15 protein-coding genes and 1 pseudogene are annotated in these 15,692 nt (G+C 59.1%); 7 read left to right on the top strand and 9 right to left on the bottom strand.

Translation table 11 applies throughout. From position 1 onward, the window contains the following. Positions 1-40: 40 nt before the first annotated feature. Genes MKZ87_RS09335 through MKZ87_RS09325 form a run of 3 tightly spaced genes read left to right on the top strand, consistent with a single transcriptional unit; the run spans position 41 to position 2,843 of the window. A complete protein-coding gene (locus tag MKZ87_RS09335) occupies positions 41-1,354 on the top strand; it encodes a C4-dicarboxylate transporter DctA (protein ID WP_085608708.1) in 1,314 nt (437 codons plus the stop codon). A 49-nt stretch (positions 1,355-1,403) separates the two neighbouring features. Next, the gene (locus MKZ87_RS09330; protein ID WP_085697546.1) at positions 1,404-2,108 is read left to right on the top strand and encodes a FadR/GntR family transcriptional regulator; all 705 of its coding nucleotides are present in this window, start codon (positions 1,404-1,406) and stop codon (positions 2,106-2,108) included. Between the two features lie 24 nt (positions 2,109-2,132). Further along, positions 2,133-2,843 (top strand): GntR family transcriptional regulator, encoded by a 711-nt coding sequence (locus MKZ87_RS09325; RefSeq protein ID WP_085703152.1) that lies wholly within the window; start codon positions 2,133-2,135, stop codon positions 2,841-2,843. 122 nt (positions 2,844-2,965) lie between these two features. Here MKZ87_RS09325 and yjiA read toward each other — a convergent pair whose 3' ends face one another. The 3 genes from yjiA to MKZ87_RS09310 form a co-directional block, all read right to left on the bottom strand. Then, on the bottom strand, positions 2,966-3,940 hold the full coding sequence (yjiA, locus tag MKZ87_RS09320) for a GTPase (protein WP_176247737.1): 975 nt from the start codon (positions 3,938-3,940) through the stop codon (positions 2,966-2,968). Between the two features lie 161 nt (positions 3,941-4,101). Continuing rightward, entirely contained in the window at positions 4,102-4,299 is a 198-nt protein-coding gene (locus MKZ87_RS09315; RefSeq protein ID WP_003228401.1) for a YbdD/YjiX family protein, read from the bottom strand. 15 nt (positions 4,300-4,314) lie between these two features. After that, a complete protein-coding gene (locus MKZ87_RS09310; protein ID WP_085697548.1) occupies positions 4,315-6,381 on the bottom strand; it encodes a carbon starvation CstA family protein in 2,067 nt (688 codons plus the stop codon). Between the two features lie 159 nt (positions 6,382-6,540). On the opposite strand from MKZ87_RS09310, the gene MKZ87_RS09305 reads away from it, so the two are divergent. After that, a complete protein-coding gene (locus MKZ87_RS09305) occupies positions 6,541-6,897 on the top strand; it encodes a PilZ domain-containing protein (RefSeq protein WP_085697549.1) in 357 nt (118 codons plus the stop codon). On the opposite strand, the gene radA is transcribed toward MKZ87_RS09305, so the two are convergent. Beyond that, positions 6,898-8,265, bottom strand: a complete 1,368-nt coding sequence (gene radA, locus MKZ87_RS09300; protein ID WP_085689697.1) for a DNA repair protein RadA — start codon at positions 8,263-8,265, stop codon at positions 6,898-6,900. Positions 8,266-8,411: 146 nt separating this feature from the next. Further along, positions 8,412-8,739 (bottom strand): annotated as a pseudogene (locus tag MKZ87_RS09295) (catalase); the annotation flags it as partial. Positions 8,740-9,139: 400 nt separating this feature from the next. Between MKZ87_RS09295 and mscL the strand changes: the two are divergent. Next, complete coding sequence (mscL, locus tag MKZ87_RS09290) at positions 9,140-9,553, top strand: large-conductance mechanosensitive channel protein MscL (RefSeq protein ID WP_266200752.1); 414 nt, start codon at positions 9,140-9,142, stop codon at positions 9,551-9,553. Between the two features lie 32 nt (positions 9,554-9,585). On the opposite strand, the gene MKZ87_RS09285 is transcribed toward mscL, so the two are convergent. Next, the gene (locus tag MKZ87_RS09285; RefSeq protein WP_266200695.1) at positions 9,586-10,362 is read right to left on the bottom strand and encodes a ferredoxin--NADP reductase; all 777 of its coding nucleotides are present in this window, start codon (positions 10,360-10,362) and stop codon (positions 9,586-9,588) included. Positions 10,363-10,657: 295 nt separating this feature from the next. Between MKZ87_RS09285 and MKZ87_RS09280 the strand changes: the two genes are divergently transcribed. Both MKZ87_RS09280 and MKZ87_RS09275 read left to right on the top strand, forming a co-directional pair. Beyond that, positions 10,658-11,365: an autoinducer binding domain-containing protein gene (locus MKZ87_RS09280; protein WP_266200693.1), complete on the top strand. Its 708-nt coding sequence runs from the start codon at positions 10,658-10,660 to the stop codon at positions 11,363-11,365. A gap of 176 nt (positions 11,366-11,541) precedes the next feature. Then, a complete protein-coding gene (locus MKZ87_RS09275) occupies positions 11,542-12,666 on the top strand; it encodes a methyltransferase (protein ID WP_227233596.1) in 1,125 nt (374 codons plus the stop codon). A gap of 69 nt (positions 12,667-12,735) precedes the next feature. Here the strand turns inward: MKZ87_RS09275 and MKZ87_RS09270 are convergent, their stop codons facing one another. Genes MKZ87_RS09270 through MKZ87_RS09260 form a run of 3 tightly spaced genes read right to left on the bottom strand, consistent with a single transcriptional unit; the run spans position 12,736 to position 15,409 of the window. Beyond that, a complete protein-coding gene (locus MKZ87_RS09270; RefSeq protein WP_007950992.1) occupies positions 12,736-12,903 on the bottom strand; it encodes a DUF2474 domain-containing protein in 168 nt (55 codons plus the stop codon). 58 nt (positions 12,904-12,961) lie between these two features. Beyond that, a complete protein-coding gene (cydB, locus tag MKZ87_RS09265) occupies positions 12,962-13,969 on the bottom strand; it encodes a cytochrome d ubiquinol oxidase subunit II (protein ID WP_085697554.1) in 1,008 nt (335 codons plus the stop codon). Positions 13,970-13,972: 3 nt separating this feature from the next. Then, positions 13,973-15,409 carry a cytochrome ubiquinol oxidase subunit I gene (locus tag MKZ87_RS09260; protein ID WP_085697555.1) on the bottom strand — a complete coding sequence of 479 codons (1,437 nt, stop codon included), beginning with the start codon at positions 15,407-15,409 and terminating at the stop codon, positions 13,973-13,975. Positions 15,410-15,692: the final 283 nt, after the last annotated feature.

The following is a 15,692-nucleotide window of genomic DNA, read 5'->3' as shown; positions in this document are numbered from 1 at the left end:
CCCGCGCAAGGCAGCCAGGACACCGACCAGGATTCCTCCCATGCTCAGATGGTGCTCGCGTTCAATCTTTCTTCAAGTGGTTCTCGGACTGGTGCTCGGCATCGTCTGCGGGCTGACCCTCCCTGAATACTCGGCCCAGCTCAAACCGCTCGGCGACGGCTTTATCAAACTGATCAAGATGCTCATCGGCCTGATCGTGTTCTGCGTGGTGGTCAGTGGCATCAGCGGCGCCGGCGACCTGAAGAAGGTCGGGCGCATCGGCCTCAAGTCGGTGATCTACTTCGAAGTGCTGACCACCATCGCTCTGGTGATCGGTCTGGTGTTCGCCTTCAGCACCGGGATCGGCAGCGGCGCCAACATCCATCTGGAGCAACTTTCCGCCGCCGACATGGGCGACATCGCCGAGCGCGGCCAGCACATGCACACCACCACTCAGTTCCTGATGGACCTGATCCCGACTTCGGTGCTCGGCGCTTTCGCCGATAACAACATCCTGCAAGTGCTGCTGTTTTCGGTGCTGTTCGGCAGCGCGTTGAATCTGGTGGGCGAAGCGGCTTCCGGGATCTCGCGGCTGATCAACGAACTGAGCCATGTGATCTTCCGGATCATGGGCATGATCGTACGTCTGGCACCGATCGGCGTGTTCGGCGCCATCGCCTTCACCACCAGCAAATATGGCCTCGATTCGCTGCAACACCTGGGCAGTCTGGTCGGTTTGTTCTACCTGACCTGCATCGCCTTCGTCGCGTTGATTCTCGGTCTGGTGATGCGCCTGTCAGGCCTGCGCATGTGGCCGTTGCTCAAGTACCTGCGTGAAGAGTTGCTGATCGTCATGGGCACCGCGTCCTCCGACGCCGTGCTGCCGCAGATCATGCGCAAGCTTGAACATCTGGGCATCGGCAGCTCGACTGTCGGGCTGGTGATTCCTACCGGTTACTCGTTCAACCTCGACGGTTTTTCGATCTACCTGACCCTGGCCATCGTGTTCATTGCCAACGCCACCGGCACGCCGCTGGCCATGACCGACCTGCTGACGATTTTGCTGGTGTCGCTGATTACCTCCAAAGGCGCCCACGGCATTCCCGGTTCGGCGCTGGTGATTCTCGCCGCCACGCTGACGGCCATCCCGGCAATTCCGGTGGTCGGTCTGGTGCTGGTACTCGCCGTGGACTGGTTCATGGGTATCGGCCGGGCGCTGACCAATCTGATCGGCAACTGCGTCGCCACCGTGGCCATCGCCCGCTGGGAAAAGGACATCGACGTGCAACGGGCGAACAAGGTGCTCAACGGCGAGCAGGGCTATAACTTTCAGCCGAGAAAAACGGTCGCTCAAGCGGCGGCCAAAGAATTCTGAATGAGCGCCGTGCCTGCGCCAATGCAGGCACGGCTCATGGAGCGAACACGTGATTACTACATCAACCGTCGTCAACTCAGTGGTCGAAAAACTCCGGGCCGCCCTCGCCCGGGGTCAGTGGCGCTCCGGCGAGATGCTGCCGGGCCAGCGTGAACTGGCCGAACAACTGGGCATCAGCCGCCCGAGCCTGCGCGAAGCAGTGATCGTGCTGGAAACCCTCGGCCTGGTGCGCTCGATGCCGGGCAAAGGCGTGGTCGTGCTGGACGCTCAGGCCGGTGACAGTCAAAGCCACGACAGCGCTGTGGCCGGCGCCAGCCTCGAAGACGTGCTGCAACTGCGCTACACCCTTGAACCGTTCATTGTCGGTCTGGTGGCGCAGTCGATCAGCAGCAAGGAAGTCGGGCAATTGCGCCTGACCCTGATGGACATGCGCGAAGCCCTCGAAGCGGGCGACAGCGAAGCCGGGGTCAGTGCCTACATCGCCTTCCACGAAGAACTGTTCACCCTGACCTCGAACCCGATTTTCCAGAGCGTGGTGCAACAGACCAGCAACGCCCTCAAGCAAAGTGCCGAAGTGCTGCGCAATTCACCGGAGCACCTGGCCGAACGCCTTGAAGAAAACGAAGCCGTGGTGCGCGCGATCCGCAGCAAGAACAGCGCACAGGCCAGTGCCGAAATGCGCCGGCACATCCTGCGTGAAGGCCAGCGGATGGGCATCGCGCTGAATATTCCGGATGACAACCTGAGCCACTGAAACGCCTCACACTGGAGACCGGCCATGAACAGTCTTGCCACGCCGTCGCACCCTCGCCCGACCTCGGCGCCCCTGCCCTTCTCCCGCCTGCACGCGCCGGTGGACGATCTGTATCCGCGCCTGCTCGACGCGATCCTCGAACAGCGCCTCGATACCGCCAGCCGTTTCACCGAAGAAAGCCTGAAGCAGATGTTCGGTGTCAGCCGCGCTGATGTGCGTCGGGTGCTGACCCAGTTGTCCCACGAACAGATCATCGTGCTGCGGGCCAACCATCGACCGCGAGTGGCCGCGCCGGACGCCGAGCAGACACGTCAGGCGCTGCACGCCCGGCGTCTGACTGAAAACACGCTGGTGCGATTGGCTTGTCAGCATGCGCAGGCTGAAGACCTGAAACGCCTGCGCGCCCTGATCGAGCGTGAGCGCCAGGCTGTGGATAAAGATCGACGCGGTGCGGCGATTCGTCTGTCCGGGGAGTTCCATTTGCAACTGGCGAAGATGGCCGGGAATGCACCGCTGGCGCATTTTCTCGGCACACTGGTGCCGCTGACCTCACTGGCGATTGCGCGATGCGGTAAGCAGACGCACAGATGTTGCGCGTGGGAGGAACATCTGGCGTTGGTTGAGGCGGTGGAGCGCAGAGATCTTTCCAAAGCCGACAGGTTGATGAATCGACATCTGGATCATCTTGAGCAGACCTTACTAGGCTCATCCCTCGAACATTGTGTTGCCGGTTGAACCGCCATCGCTGGCAAGCCAGCTCCAACAGGGTTTGAGGCGACCAAAAACATTGTGCCCGCCGCTTGACCTGTGGGAGCGGGATTGCCCGCGATGACTGCATCACAGGCACCGAACAGCCTTCAGCCTGCCGCCACCCTGGCAAACCCCGCGCGGATTTTCTCTTCCGGCAAATCATCGGCGATAAACACGATCACGCTTTCCCGCGCCTCGCCCTCGGCCCACTCGGTGTCCCAGTCGAAGCCGTAGAGTTTCAGCACGCCCTGAAACACCAGCCGACGATCTTCGCCCGCTATGTTCAACACGCCTTTGTAGCGCAGCAATTGCTTGCCGTGCTCTTCCAGCAATTCATTCATGAATTCGCTGAGCTGATCGATATCCAGCGGCTGATCGGTACGCAGCACCAGACTGGAAATCCGGTCGATGGACGGCGCCTTGCTCACCGGCCGCAGACTCACCCCGCCGCCGAGATCGGCATTCAGATTGAAACCGCGCACATCGAGCAATTCAGCCAGATCGATGTTGCCGTGTTCGACCACGCGAATCGGCGCACGACGGTTGATGCGGGTCAGGCGTTCGCTGAGCGCAGTGAACGCTGCCTCGTCCACCAGATCGGTCTTGCTCACCAGCAAGCGGTCGGCAAAACCGATCTGCGCCTGGGCGATGGTCTGGGTCAGGTGCAACTCGGCATGAGCTGCGTCGACGAGAGTGATGATGCCGTCGAGCAAATAGCGCTCGCGCAATTCTTCGTCGATGAAAAAGGTCTGTGCCACTGGCGCCGGGTCAGCCAGGCCGGTGCATTCAATGACCAGGCGATCGAAAGCGATTTCGCCGCTGTCCAGCCGTTCGAGCAGCAGGTACAGGGCCTTGGTCAGATCGGTGTGAATGGTGCAGCAGACGCAGCCGTTGGCCAGGGTCATGACTTGCACCGGCTCGTCGCCGAGCAATTGGGCGTCGATGCCGGCGTCGCTGAATTCGTTTTCGATCACGGCGATTTTCAGGCCGTGCTCGGCTTTCAACAGGTGGCGCAGCAAGGTGGTCTTGCCGGCGCCGAGGAAACCGCTGAGCACCGTTACAGGTATTGGAGAAGACAACATCGATCCCCTTCACAAAATTGATGAACAACACAAAACAAATGTGGGAGCGGGCTTGCTCGCGAAGGGGTCGTGTCAGTCGACATCATTGCTCAATGACACACCGCTTTCGCGGGCAAGCCCGCTCCCACAGTTGGGGACTACATCAACCGAAGGCTGTCAGATCAACAGCACTTCGGCCCACCCTTGCCACCGTAACGGGCTTCCTGACGTTCGCGAAAGAACATCTCGTAGCTCATCACCGGCTTGTCCGGGTGTTTGGTCTGCATATGCTCGACGTAGGTGTCGTAGTCGGGCATGCCGACCATCAGGCGCGCGGCCTGACCGAGGTATTTACCGAGGCGACTCAGGTCATTGAACATGCTGCAATCCTCTGGTTACGCGTCCGGCAGGGCCTGGAATGGCGATTCTTTGTCCGTACGCTCTTTTTTGCCCCAGGCGGCGATGCCGACCTTGAGCGCATAGAACAGGATGCTGAATACCACGAACAGGAACAGCGCGGTCAGTGTTGCGTTGGTGTAGGCGTTGAAGATCACGTGCTGCATCTGCTCGACGCTCTTGGCTGGTGCGAGCACCTGGCCTGCGGCCAGCGCATCGTTGTACTTCTTGGCCAGCGACAGGAAGCCGATCGCCGGGTTGGCGTCGAACAGCTTGATGAAGCCCGCCGTCGTGGTGCAGATCAGCAGCCAGGTGGCCGGCAACAGGGTGACCCAGATGTAGCGCTGGCGCTTCATCTTGATCAGAACCACGGTGCCGAGCATCAGCGCGATACCGGCCAGCATCTGGTTGGAGATACCGAACAGCGGCCACAGGGTGTTGATACCACCCAGCGGATCGATCACGCCCTGATACAGCAACCAGCCCCACATCGCCACACAACCGGCGGTGGCGATCAGGTTGGCAGTCCAGGATTCGGTACGTTTCAGTGCGGGTACGAAGGAACCGAGCAGGTCCTGCAGCATGAAGCGACCGGCGCGGGTACCGGCATCGACAGCGGTCAGGATGAACAGCGCTTCGAACAGGATCGCGAAGTGGTACCAGAACGCCATGGTGTTTTCACCCGGCAGGACACTGTGCAGGATCTGCGCGATACCGACCGCCAGGGTCGGCGCACCACCGGCACGGGCCAGAATGGTGGTTTCGCCGATGTCATGCGCTACGGCTTGCAGGGCATCCGGGGTAATCGCGAAGCCCCAGTTGCTGACTGCAGTCGCTACAGCCACCACATCACCGCCGACCACGGCAGCCGGGCTGTTCATGGCAAAGTACACGCCTGGCTCGATCACCGAGGCCGCGACCATGGCCATGATGGCCACGAACGATTCCATCAGCATGCCGCCGTAACCGATGTAACGGGCGTTGGTTTCGTTATCCAGCAGCTTCGGCGTGGTGCCGGACGAGATCAGCGCGTGGAAACCCGATACCGCACCGCACGCGATGGTGATGAACAGGAACGGGAACAGGCCGCCCTTCCATACCGGGCCGGTGCCGTCGACGAACTGGGTCAGGGCCGGCATTTTCAGCTCGGGCATGGTCACCAGGATGCCGATCGCCAGGGCGACGATGGTACCGATCTTGAGGAAGGTGGAGAGGTAGTCACGCGGGGCAAGGATCAGCCACACCGGAAGAACGGCGGCGACGAAGCCATAACCGATCAGCATCCAGGTGATTTGCACGCCGGTGAAGCTGAAGGCCTTGGCCCAGACCGGATCGGCGGCAATCTGCCCGCCCAGCCAGATAGAACCGAGCAGCAGCAAAACGCCGATGACCGAAATCTCGCCGATGCGGCCCGGACGGATGTAGCGCATGTAGATGCCCATGAACATCGCGATAGGGATGGTCGCCATTACGGTGAAGATGCCCCACGGGCTCTCCGCCAAGGCTTTCACCACGATCAGCGCCAGCACCGCGAGGATGATGATCATGATCAGGAAGCAGCCGAACAGGGCGATGGTGCCGGGGATGCGGCCCATTTCTTCACGCACCATGTCGCCCAGGGAACGGCCGTTGCGACGGGTGGACATGAACAGGACCATGAAGTCCTGCACCGCGCCCGCCAGCACCACGCCGGCGATCAGCCACAGCGTACCGGGCAGATAGCCCATCTGCGCCGCCAGTACCGGGCCGACCAGCGGCCCCGCGCCGGCGATGGCCGCAAAGTGGTGACCGAAGAGAATGTGTTTGTTGGTCGGAACGTAGTCCAGACCGTCATTGTTGAGCACGGCGGGGGTGGCCCGACGCGGATCGAGTTGCATCACATTGTTAGCGATGAACAGACTGTAGTAACGATACGCAACCAGATAGATGGCCACGGCGGCGACCACAATCCACAAGGCGTTGATCGCCTCGCCTCGGCGCAATGCCACTACGCCCAGGGCGCACGCTCCTACGATTGCCAGCAGCAGCCAGGGTAAGTGGCGTAGCAGGCTATTATTATTTTTCATTTTATTATTCCAGCCAGGGTGGACAAGAAAGACAGCCACCCCGAGTTTAGCGCTACTGGCGGCAAAGGCCATACCCCGACATTGGTCTGACGCCCCGCCGTACTGGCAGCGCTCGATGAGGCGGGTCTATAGTCAGCGTACTTTCAAGAGGATTGCGCCATGAGCGAGCGTCGCCGCTTCAAACGTATTGCGTTCGATGCCAAGACCGAATTGAGCCAGGGCGAGTACATCTGGCCGGTGAAATTGATCGACCTGTCGCTCAAGGGCCTATTGATCGAAAAACCGGAACCGTGGCTGGGGGATGAAACGCAGGACTTTAACGTCGACATTCATTTGAGCAACGACATCGACATTCAGATGGATGTGCAACTGGCGCACGACGATCATGGCCAACTGGGTTTCCAGTGCCGGCACATCAGCCTGGAATCGATCCAGCGCCTGCGACGCCTGATCGAACTCAACCTCGGGGATGAGGCCGAGCTCGAACGGGAGCTTGGCGCGTTGATGGAACTCTGATTACTCGAACAACGAGTCCAGCGCCTGCTCCAGCCGCGTCACCGCTATGATCTGCAACCCTGCCGGCGCTTCCTTCGGCGCGTTGCCCTTTGGCACGATCGCGCGCTTGAAGCCGTGCTTGGCGGCCTCCTTCAGACGCTCCTGACCGCTCGGCACCGGGCGCACTTCGCCGGACAGACCGACTTCACCGAACACCAGCAAGTCGTGGGGCAGCGGACGATTACGCAGGCTCGACATGACGGCGGCCATCAACGCCAGGTCGGAGGCGGTTTCCAGTACTTTCACCCCGCCGACCACGTTGAGGAACACGTCCTGATCGTGGGTCGGAATGCCGCCATGACGATGCAGAACAGCCAACAACATCGCCAGACGATTCTGGTCCAGACCCAGGGTGACTCGACGCGGGTTGGCCAAGTGACTGTCATCCACCAGCGCCTGGACCTCCACCAGCATCGGCCGGGTGCCTTCCCACGTCGCCATGACCACGCTGCCCGGGACTTCTTCCTGAGCACGTGTGAGAAAAATCGCCGAAGGGTTGGAGACTTCTTTCAGGCCCTTGTCGGTCATGCCGAATACGCCGAGTTCATTGACCGCGCCGAAACGGTTTTTCACCGCCCGCAGCAAACGCAACCGACCGTCGGATTCGCCTTCGAAATACAGCACGGTGTCGACCATATGCTCCAGAACGCGCGGCCCTGCGAGCGCGCCTTCCTTGGTCACGTGGCCGACCAGGAAAATCGCCGTACCGCTTTGCTTGGCGTACCGCACCAGCAGTGCCGCACTTTCGCGCACCTGGGACACGCCACCCGGTGCCGATTGCAGTTGTTCGGTGAAGATCGTCTGGATCGAGTCGATCACCATCACCTTGGGCTTTTCCTGGCGGGCGGTGGCGATGATGGTTTCGATGCAGGTTTCGGTCATGACCCGCAATTGATCCTGGGGCAGGCCCAGGCGACGGGCGCGCATGGCAACCTGTTGTTGGGATTCTTCGCCAGTGACATACAGCGCCGGCATGTTCTTGGCGAGGTTGCACAGGGTCTGTAACAGAATCGTCGATTTGCCGATGCCAGGATCACCGCCGATCAGTACCACCGAACCGTCCACCAGGCCACCGCCGAGCACTCGGTCGAGTTCGCCGGAGGCTGTGGAAAAACGTGGAATTTCTTCGATGCTGACTTCGGCCAGGGTCTTGATCTGGGCCTGCTGCCCGGCCCAGCCGGTGCGCCCGCTCGGAGCGGCGGCACCGCCGCTCTCGACCATGGTTTCGGTCAGGGTATTCCAGGCGCCGCATTCGCCGCACTGCCCGGCCCACTTGGGAAAGGTTGCGCCGCACTCGGTGCAGCCGTACATGCGCTTGGCCTTGGCCATCTGAACCCCCGGCAAAAACCGCGATGATAACGCAGCCATCACCCATCAGCGCGGCGCATCGGGACAGATTTCTCCGCCGGCCAGACGCGCGACGGTGCTGCCGGTCAATTGCCGGAAATTGAAAGATCTCGCCGTCACTCGACCAACTCAAGAGAATCGAAATCAAACTTGGACAAATCTTGCGAATTCAAAACTTGAATGTACAAATTTTATTTAAAAGTTTTCCTTGTAAATATTTGTTACCAATTGTCAGTCACACTTCTGTAATTCCGGCCCTCAACTTGCACAACTTGTTGCGGATGCCCTGCAAGCTTTTCCAGTGAAACTTCAAATAGTGCAAATCGCCTTTGTTATTGACCAATCTGTAGGCATGCACACTGTTCCCGTCCACCTCCCGATAACGGGCTGGTGCCCCTGAGTTGGAATACAACTGGATCAATGTGCGGGTGGTTTCGGTACATGGGAGAAGAAGTCGCCGACCGCCGGACCGTTGTCACGGGCAGCGGTGTAGCGTTCACGGAAAAGGTCAATAAGCTGGCGACCAATACACCAACGCTGCGCGGAATAAACCCCTGAATAAAGTGTGGAATTAACTTCAGATTCCTTTGTTTTTGAGGCGCATCCAGGTGCGCCAGACACAGGCCAGGAGCTCGGTTCGCCACACCTGAGAAAGATCGCTACGCCGTGATTGAACGTTTTTTCTTCAGGATCAGCCGCTTGCAGCGTATTCCGCGCGCGATTGGTGGCACTTTGCAAACTAATCGAGAATTGATGTGTCGATAAAAACGGGCTTTGTAAGAAGGTGTTACGCGCAGGACGCGTTATGCTGATTTACACTGCGTACACCAAACTCATCTGTAACAAGGAAATAACTATGGGCGTGCTCAGCGAGTTCAAGGCCTTCGCGGTCAAAGGCAATGTGGTCGACATGGCCGTTGGTATCATCATCGGCGCAGCCTTTGGCAAGATCGTTTCGTCGTTCGTCGGCGATGTAATCATGCCGCCAATCGGCCTGCTGATCGGCGGGGTGGATTTCACTGACCTGGCCATTACGCTGAAAGCCGCCGAGGGCAGTGCCCCTGCGGTGGTGCTGGCTTACGGTAAATTCATCCAGAGCGTTCTTGATTTCGTGATCGTCGCCTTCGCGATTTTCATGGGCGTCAAAGTCATCAATCGCTTGAAGCGCGAAGAAGCCGTGGCGCCTACCTTGCCGCCGGTACCGACCAAGGAAGAAGAACTGCTGGGCGAGATCCGCGATCTGCTGAAGGCCCGGAACAACCGGCCTTGAAGACTGAAACGGCGCCTGAGGGCGCCGTTTTCTTACCAGTAGTTTTCCACCGCTACCTGCCCCGGTCGCCGAGTCAGGCTCAAGGCCATGCCGCGTTGCTTGAGCAAGGCCCGGGTGTCATCGATCATCTGTGGATTACCGCAGAGCATGACTCGCGAATGCGCCGGCGTCAGCTCGACGCCTGCCATCCTCTCCAGCTCGCCATTTTCGATCAGCGTGGTGATGCGCCCGTTGAGAGCGCCGGCATACGGTTCACGGGTGACCACCGGAATAAACTGGAATTTATGAGCATATTCAGTCAGATAGTCGCGCTGCGTCAGCTCGGCAATCAGCTGCTGATAGGCCAGTTCCCGAGCTTCTCGCACGCTGTAGACCAGGATGATTCGTTCAAACTTCTCCCACACCTCAAAGTCCTGAAGGATCGACAGAAACGGCGCCACCCCCGTTCCTGTGGATAACAACCAGAGATCGCGGCCATCAATGAAGCGATCCAGCGTCAGATATCCAAAGGCCTGGCGCTCGATCAGCAAGCTGTCGCCCGCCTTCAGCCGGCTCAGTTCGCTGGTGAATTCGCCGCCTGGTACCACGATGGAGAAAAATTCAAGAAACTCGTCGTAAGGCGAAGACACCATCGAGTAGGCGCGCCACACCGTGCTGCCGTCCTCACGAGTGACTCCGATCCGCGCGAATTGCCCGGCGCGGAAACGGAAACCGACATCCCGCGTGGTACGAAGGGTAAACAGGTTCGGGGTCAGCGGTTGAACATCGAGCAATGTCTGACGGCTGTATTTTTCGCTGCTGGCTGTCATTGGGTCACTCCATCAACAAGGACCCGATTGTCACGCATTAATCAATATTGAAACACTGACAGTTTGTAATGGCATGCAATAGTGTCACTGCTCTAAAAAATCTAATTAACTCAAAAATCAAAGATGATTAAATGATTTCTGACATATAGATATTTTTTAGATATTCCAATTAGACACCCCGCCCAAGAACAAAAAAAACTAAACGGCTACGCAGGAAGCGTCCTACACTCCAATCCGTGCTGAATAAATTGGATCCAACAACCAGCACCCCAGCGTTTTTTGGAGAAGAGCCAAAATGGAAAGGTGGAAGGAATTTCAGATTGAACAACTGACGCGCGCGAAGGAAATCGAGAATGCTTTCCCGATTTTGAAAAATTTTGCCAACAATATTGGCTTCCAGTTTTGTGGCATTACAATATCGCGGCCTGCCTCTCAATCTTTTAAACCGTTTTGCATCAATAACTTCACGCCTGAATGGAACGCAGAATACGAAGAAATTTACAGCATTGATGATCCAATAACAGCATATTGCTATCAGTCTATGTTGCCATTTCTCTGGAGCAGAAAAGCGTTCTCAAAGGCCCCCCTCATGTGGAGCGCGCTTCAAAATCATGGAATGGGGCATGGCTGGTCGCAGTCGTATCACAACGAAGAACATGGCCTGTGCTGCACAATCAGTCTGGCAAGAACCCATTGCGAAATTTATGCCCTTGAGTTGTATAACGAATACGGAGTGTTGCAATACGTCTTGCAGCATTTGAGTGAGTTGTTCGTCACTGCCCTCCCGCCAATGCCGGCCAAACCACCACCCGTGCGATTGTCCATACGCGAGATCGAGATCGTCAGGCTGTGTGCCTTGGGCAAGACCGCCTGGGAAATCGGCCAGATTCTGAATGTAGCCGAACGAACCGTGAACTATCACATCAAAAACCTGATCATCAAGTTCAATACCTGCAACAAGATTTCAGCCGTCATCGCCGCCGCCAAGGCCGGATATCTCTAGATCAATCTCGAACACCGCCCTGAAATCAGACGAGTATTACCAACAAAAAAAACGTACCATTTGCAGCCTTCCTGAGTGATGTCGCAGGTCTTTCGCGCCGCTGTCCACTCGGTCGGTTCCGCCGCACGATACCCTGAGCCGCGGGACACCCCTCGATTACCCAGAGTCCCCGCCCCATGCCTTTGCTCGATACGCCCTTCGCCCAGCTTGATCTGATCCGCCAGCCCGAACAGCAGAACGAACCGCTGCAAGCTTTCGATGCGGCTGACGAATACCTGCTCAATCATCTGGCCGAACAGAATCTGCCGGCGGATACCCGAGTATTGGTGCTCAACGACAGTTTCGGCGCGCTGGCCATCAGCCTCGCAGGCAAAGTGCAGATCAGCACCAGCGGTGATTCGTTCCTGGCGTTTCAGGGGCTGGAAAAAAACCTGCTGCGCAATGGCCAGGTGTTTGATGCTCTCCGAGGCGTTCCCGCCAGCGAACCATTGGTCGGGCCGTTCGACCGGGTACTGATCCGCGTACCGAAAACCCTGGCGCTGCTGGAAGAGCAATTGATTCGCCTGCAAGGCCAATTGGCACCCGGTGCGCAAGTGGTAGCAGCGGCGATGGTCAAGCATTTGCCCCGCGCCGCCGGTGATCTTCTGGAGCGCTACATCGGGCCGGTCCAGGCTTCGCTGGCAGTGAAGAAGGCGCGCTTGCTGATTGCCACGCCCGAGGCCAAGGCACCCGCCGTCTCGCCCTACCCGACCCGTTATCGCCTCGACGAGCCGGCCATCGAACTGCTCAACCACGCCAACGTGTTCTGCCGTGAAGGGCTGGACATCGGCACCCGCGCCTTCCTTCCGCATCTACCAAAAAACCTCGGCTCGGCACGAGTTGCCGACCTAGGCTGCGGCAACGGCGTACTGGCCATCGCCAGCGCCCTGCAAAACCCCGAGGCGCATTACACGCTGGTGGACGAATCGTTCATGGCCGTGCAATCCGCCGCCGAAAACTGGCGTGCGGCGCTGGGCGAACGTGAAGTGATCGTGCGCGCCGGCGACGGTCTGGCCGGGCAGCAAGCGCAATCGCTGGACGTAGTACTGTGCAACCCGCCATTCCATCAGCAACAGGTGGTTGGCGACTTCCTCGCCTGGCGCATGTTCCAGCAGGCCCGCGAAGCGCTGGTGGTTGGCGGTGCGCTGTACATCGTCGGCAACCGTCATTTGGGTTATCACAGCAAACTGGCGCGGCTGTTCCGGGGCGTCGAGCAAGTCGCGGCCACACCAAAGTTCGTGATCCTCAAGGCGCGCAAATAATCCGGGCAAAAAAAACCCTCCGGTCGGAGGGTCGAGAATCCGTGCCGCAAGGCAACGGGATGGGAAGTCTCAGTGCGTGGTCAGGCCTGCTGCATTCATGAACATGCGCATCAGGCTGGCGACGATGAACAATGCGCCGACGCTGCCGACCCAAATCATGGCCAACCAGCCAAGCCGCTGCCACAGCGGCTTTTTTTCGGCTTCTTCAATGTCGTGCAGGGAATGTTTGCCGGTCATGCTTGCATCCTCCGGTTGAGGGGAGATGGCGCCGCTCTCGGCGCCATCGTGATCACGCCTAGTGATAACCGTCTTCGTGGGTGACCTTGCCGCGGAACACGTAGTAGCTCCAGAAGGTGTAACCCAGGATGAACGGGATGATGAACAGCGTGCCCACCAGCATGAATCCCTGGCTTTGCGGCGGTGCGGCGGCGTCCCAGATCGAGATCGACGGCGGCACGATGTTCGGCCACAGGCTGATGCCCAGACCGCTGTAGCCGAGGAAGATCAGCACCAGGGTCAGCAGGAACGGCATGTAGTTGGCATTGCGTGCCACCGCGCGAATCAGACCGTACATCGTCACCAGCACCAGAATCGGCACCGGCATGAACCAGAACAGGTTCGGCATGCTGAACCAGCGCGTCGCAATTTCCGGGTGGGCCAGCGGCGTCCACAGACTGACGATGCCAATTACCGCCAACAGCACGAAGGCCAGCGGACGCGCCAGGTCATGCATCTGTTCCTGCAGCTTGCCTTCGGTCTTCATGATGAGCCAGGTGCAGCCGAGCAACGCGTACGCCACCACCAGCGCGGCGCCGCAGAACAGCGTGAACGGCGTCAGCCAGTCCAGTGAGCCGCCGGCGTATTGCCGGTTGACCACGGGCAAGCCATCGATGAACGCGCCCAGCGCCACGCCCTGGAAGAACGTCGCCGCCACCGAACCACCGATGAATGCCTTGTCCCACAAATGACGCTTGTCGTCCTTGGCCTTGAAGCGGAACTCGAACGCCACGCCGCGGAAAATCAGCCCGATCAGCATGAAGATCAGCGGCAGGTACAGCGCCGACAGCACCACCGAATAGGCCAGCGGGAACGCGCCGAACAACGCCGCGCCGCCCAGTACCAGCCAGGTTTCATTGCCGTCCCATACCGGGGCGACGGTGTTCATCATTACGTCCCGGTCGGTCTTGCCGGGGATGAACGGGAAGAGAATCCCGATCCCCAGGTCGAAACCGTCCATCACCACGTACATCATGATCCCGAAGATGATGATCACGGCCCAGATCAGCGGAAGATCAATACCCATGACTCAAATCTCCTTGGTCAGGCTGCGGTCGTGTTCGGCGCCATCGTCGTCGGCAGCGGACAACGGACGGGCCGGCGTGCGTTTCTGGCCAGGGCCACCTTCGTTGGTTTCCTTGCCTTCGTCGGTTTTCGGTCCTTTGCGCACGAGGCGCATCATGTAGCCCAGCCCCGCACCGAACAGCGCGAAATACACCACCACGAACATGATCAGCGTGATGCTCATCTGCATGAAGCTGTGGTTGGAGGACGCATCCGCCGTGCGCATCAGCCCGTAGACCACCCACGGCTGACGACCGATTTCAGTGGTGAACCAGCCCGCCAGGATCGCGATCAGGCCGGACGGCCCCATCCACAACGCCAGGTACAGGAACGGCCGCGACGTGTAGAGCGTGTCGCGCTTGCGCAGCCACAGGCTCCAGAGGCCGGTGAAGATCATCAGGAAACCGAGGCCGACCATGATCCGGAACGACCAGAACACGATGGTCGAATTCGGCCGGTCTTCAGGCGGGAATTCCTTGAGCGCCGGCACCTGCTTGTCCAGCGAGTGGGTCAGAATCAGGCTGCCGAGGTACGGGATCTCGACCGCGTATTTGGTTTTCTCTTCCTTCATGTCCGGCCAGCCGAACAGGATCAGCGGCGTCGCCTCGTTGCCGACGTTTTCCCAGTGGCCTTCGATCGCAGCGATTTTCGCCGGCTGGTGCTTAAGGGTGTTGAGGCCGTGGAAGTCACCGATGACCGCCTGGATCGGCGCAACGATCAACGCCATCCACATCGCCATCGACAACATGGTGCGAATCGCCGGGTTGTCCTTGCCGCGCAACAGGTGCCAGGCCGCCGAGGAACCGACGAAGAACGCCGTTGCGACGAACGCGGCAGTCGCCATGTGCATCAGGCGATACGGGAACGAAGGGTTGAAAACGATTGCCAGCCAGTCGGTTGGAATGACCTGCCCGTTGACGATCTCGAAGCCCTGCGGGGTCTGCATCCAGCTGTTGGAAGCGAGAATCCAGAAGGTCGAAATCAACGTGCCGATGGCCACCATCACCGTGGAGAAAAAGTGCAGGCCGCGCCCGACCTTGTTCCAGCCGAACAGCATCACGCCGAGGAAACCGGCCTCGAGGAAGAACGCCGTGAGCACTTCATACGTCAGCAACGGCCCGGTAACGGAACCTGCGAAGTCCGAGAAGCGGCTCCAGTTGGTGCCGAACTGGTAGGCCATGACCAGGCCCGAGACCACGCCCATGCCGAAGTTGACGGCAAAGATCTTCGACCAGAAATGGTAGAGGTCACGGTAGGTGTCGTTGCGGGTTTTCAGCCACAGGCCTTCCAGCACCGCGAGATAGCTCGCAAGACCGATGGTGATCGCCGGGAACAGGATGTGGAACGAGATGGTGAACGCGAACTGAATTCGGGCGAGATCCAGGGCCTCTAAACCGAACATAAGCTTTCCTCTATCAGATAACGGTTCCAGGACTGGCGGCCTTGAACCACTGCCCCCACGGGTATGGAGTGCGGCGAACTCGGATTCGTTCTTCTTTTTACAGGCATCGCGACGCAGGGAGTCTGCCGACGGGTCCGCGATCATCTCCACGAAGGGTCTTGATCTGGATCAATCAACGTTGAAAGAGTAGTCCCATTTCCGACGGAGAACCGCGTGGTCTTTTGCCGCGTGACAAGTTGCCTCACAGCCCCGGCAACGCCGCGAAACATCCTTGGCCACGTAC

The sequence above is a fragment of the Pseudomonas sp. MCal1 genome (assembly GCF_026341415.1).
GTDB lineage: Bacteria > Pseudomonadota > Gammaproteobacteria > Pseudomonadales > Pseudomonadaceae > Aquipseudomonas.
Note: the sequence above shows the minus strand (reverse complement) of the source record. Positions and strands in the feature narration are given on the sequence as shown.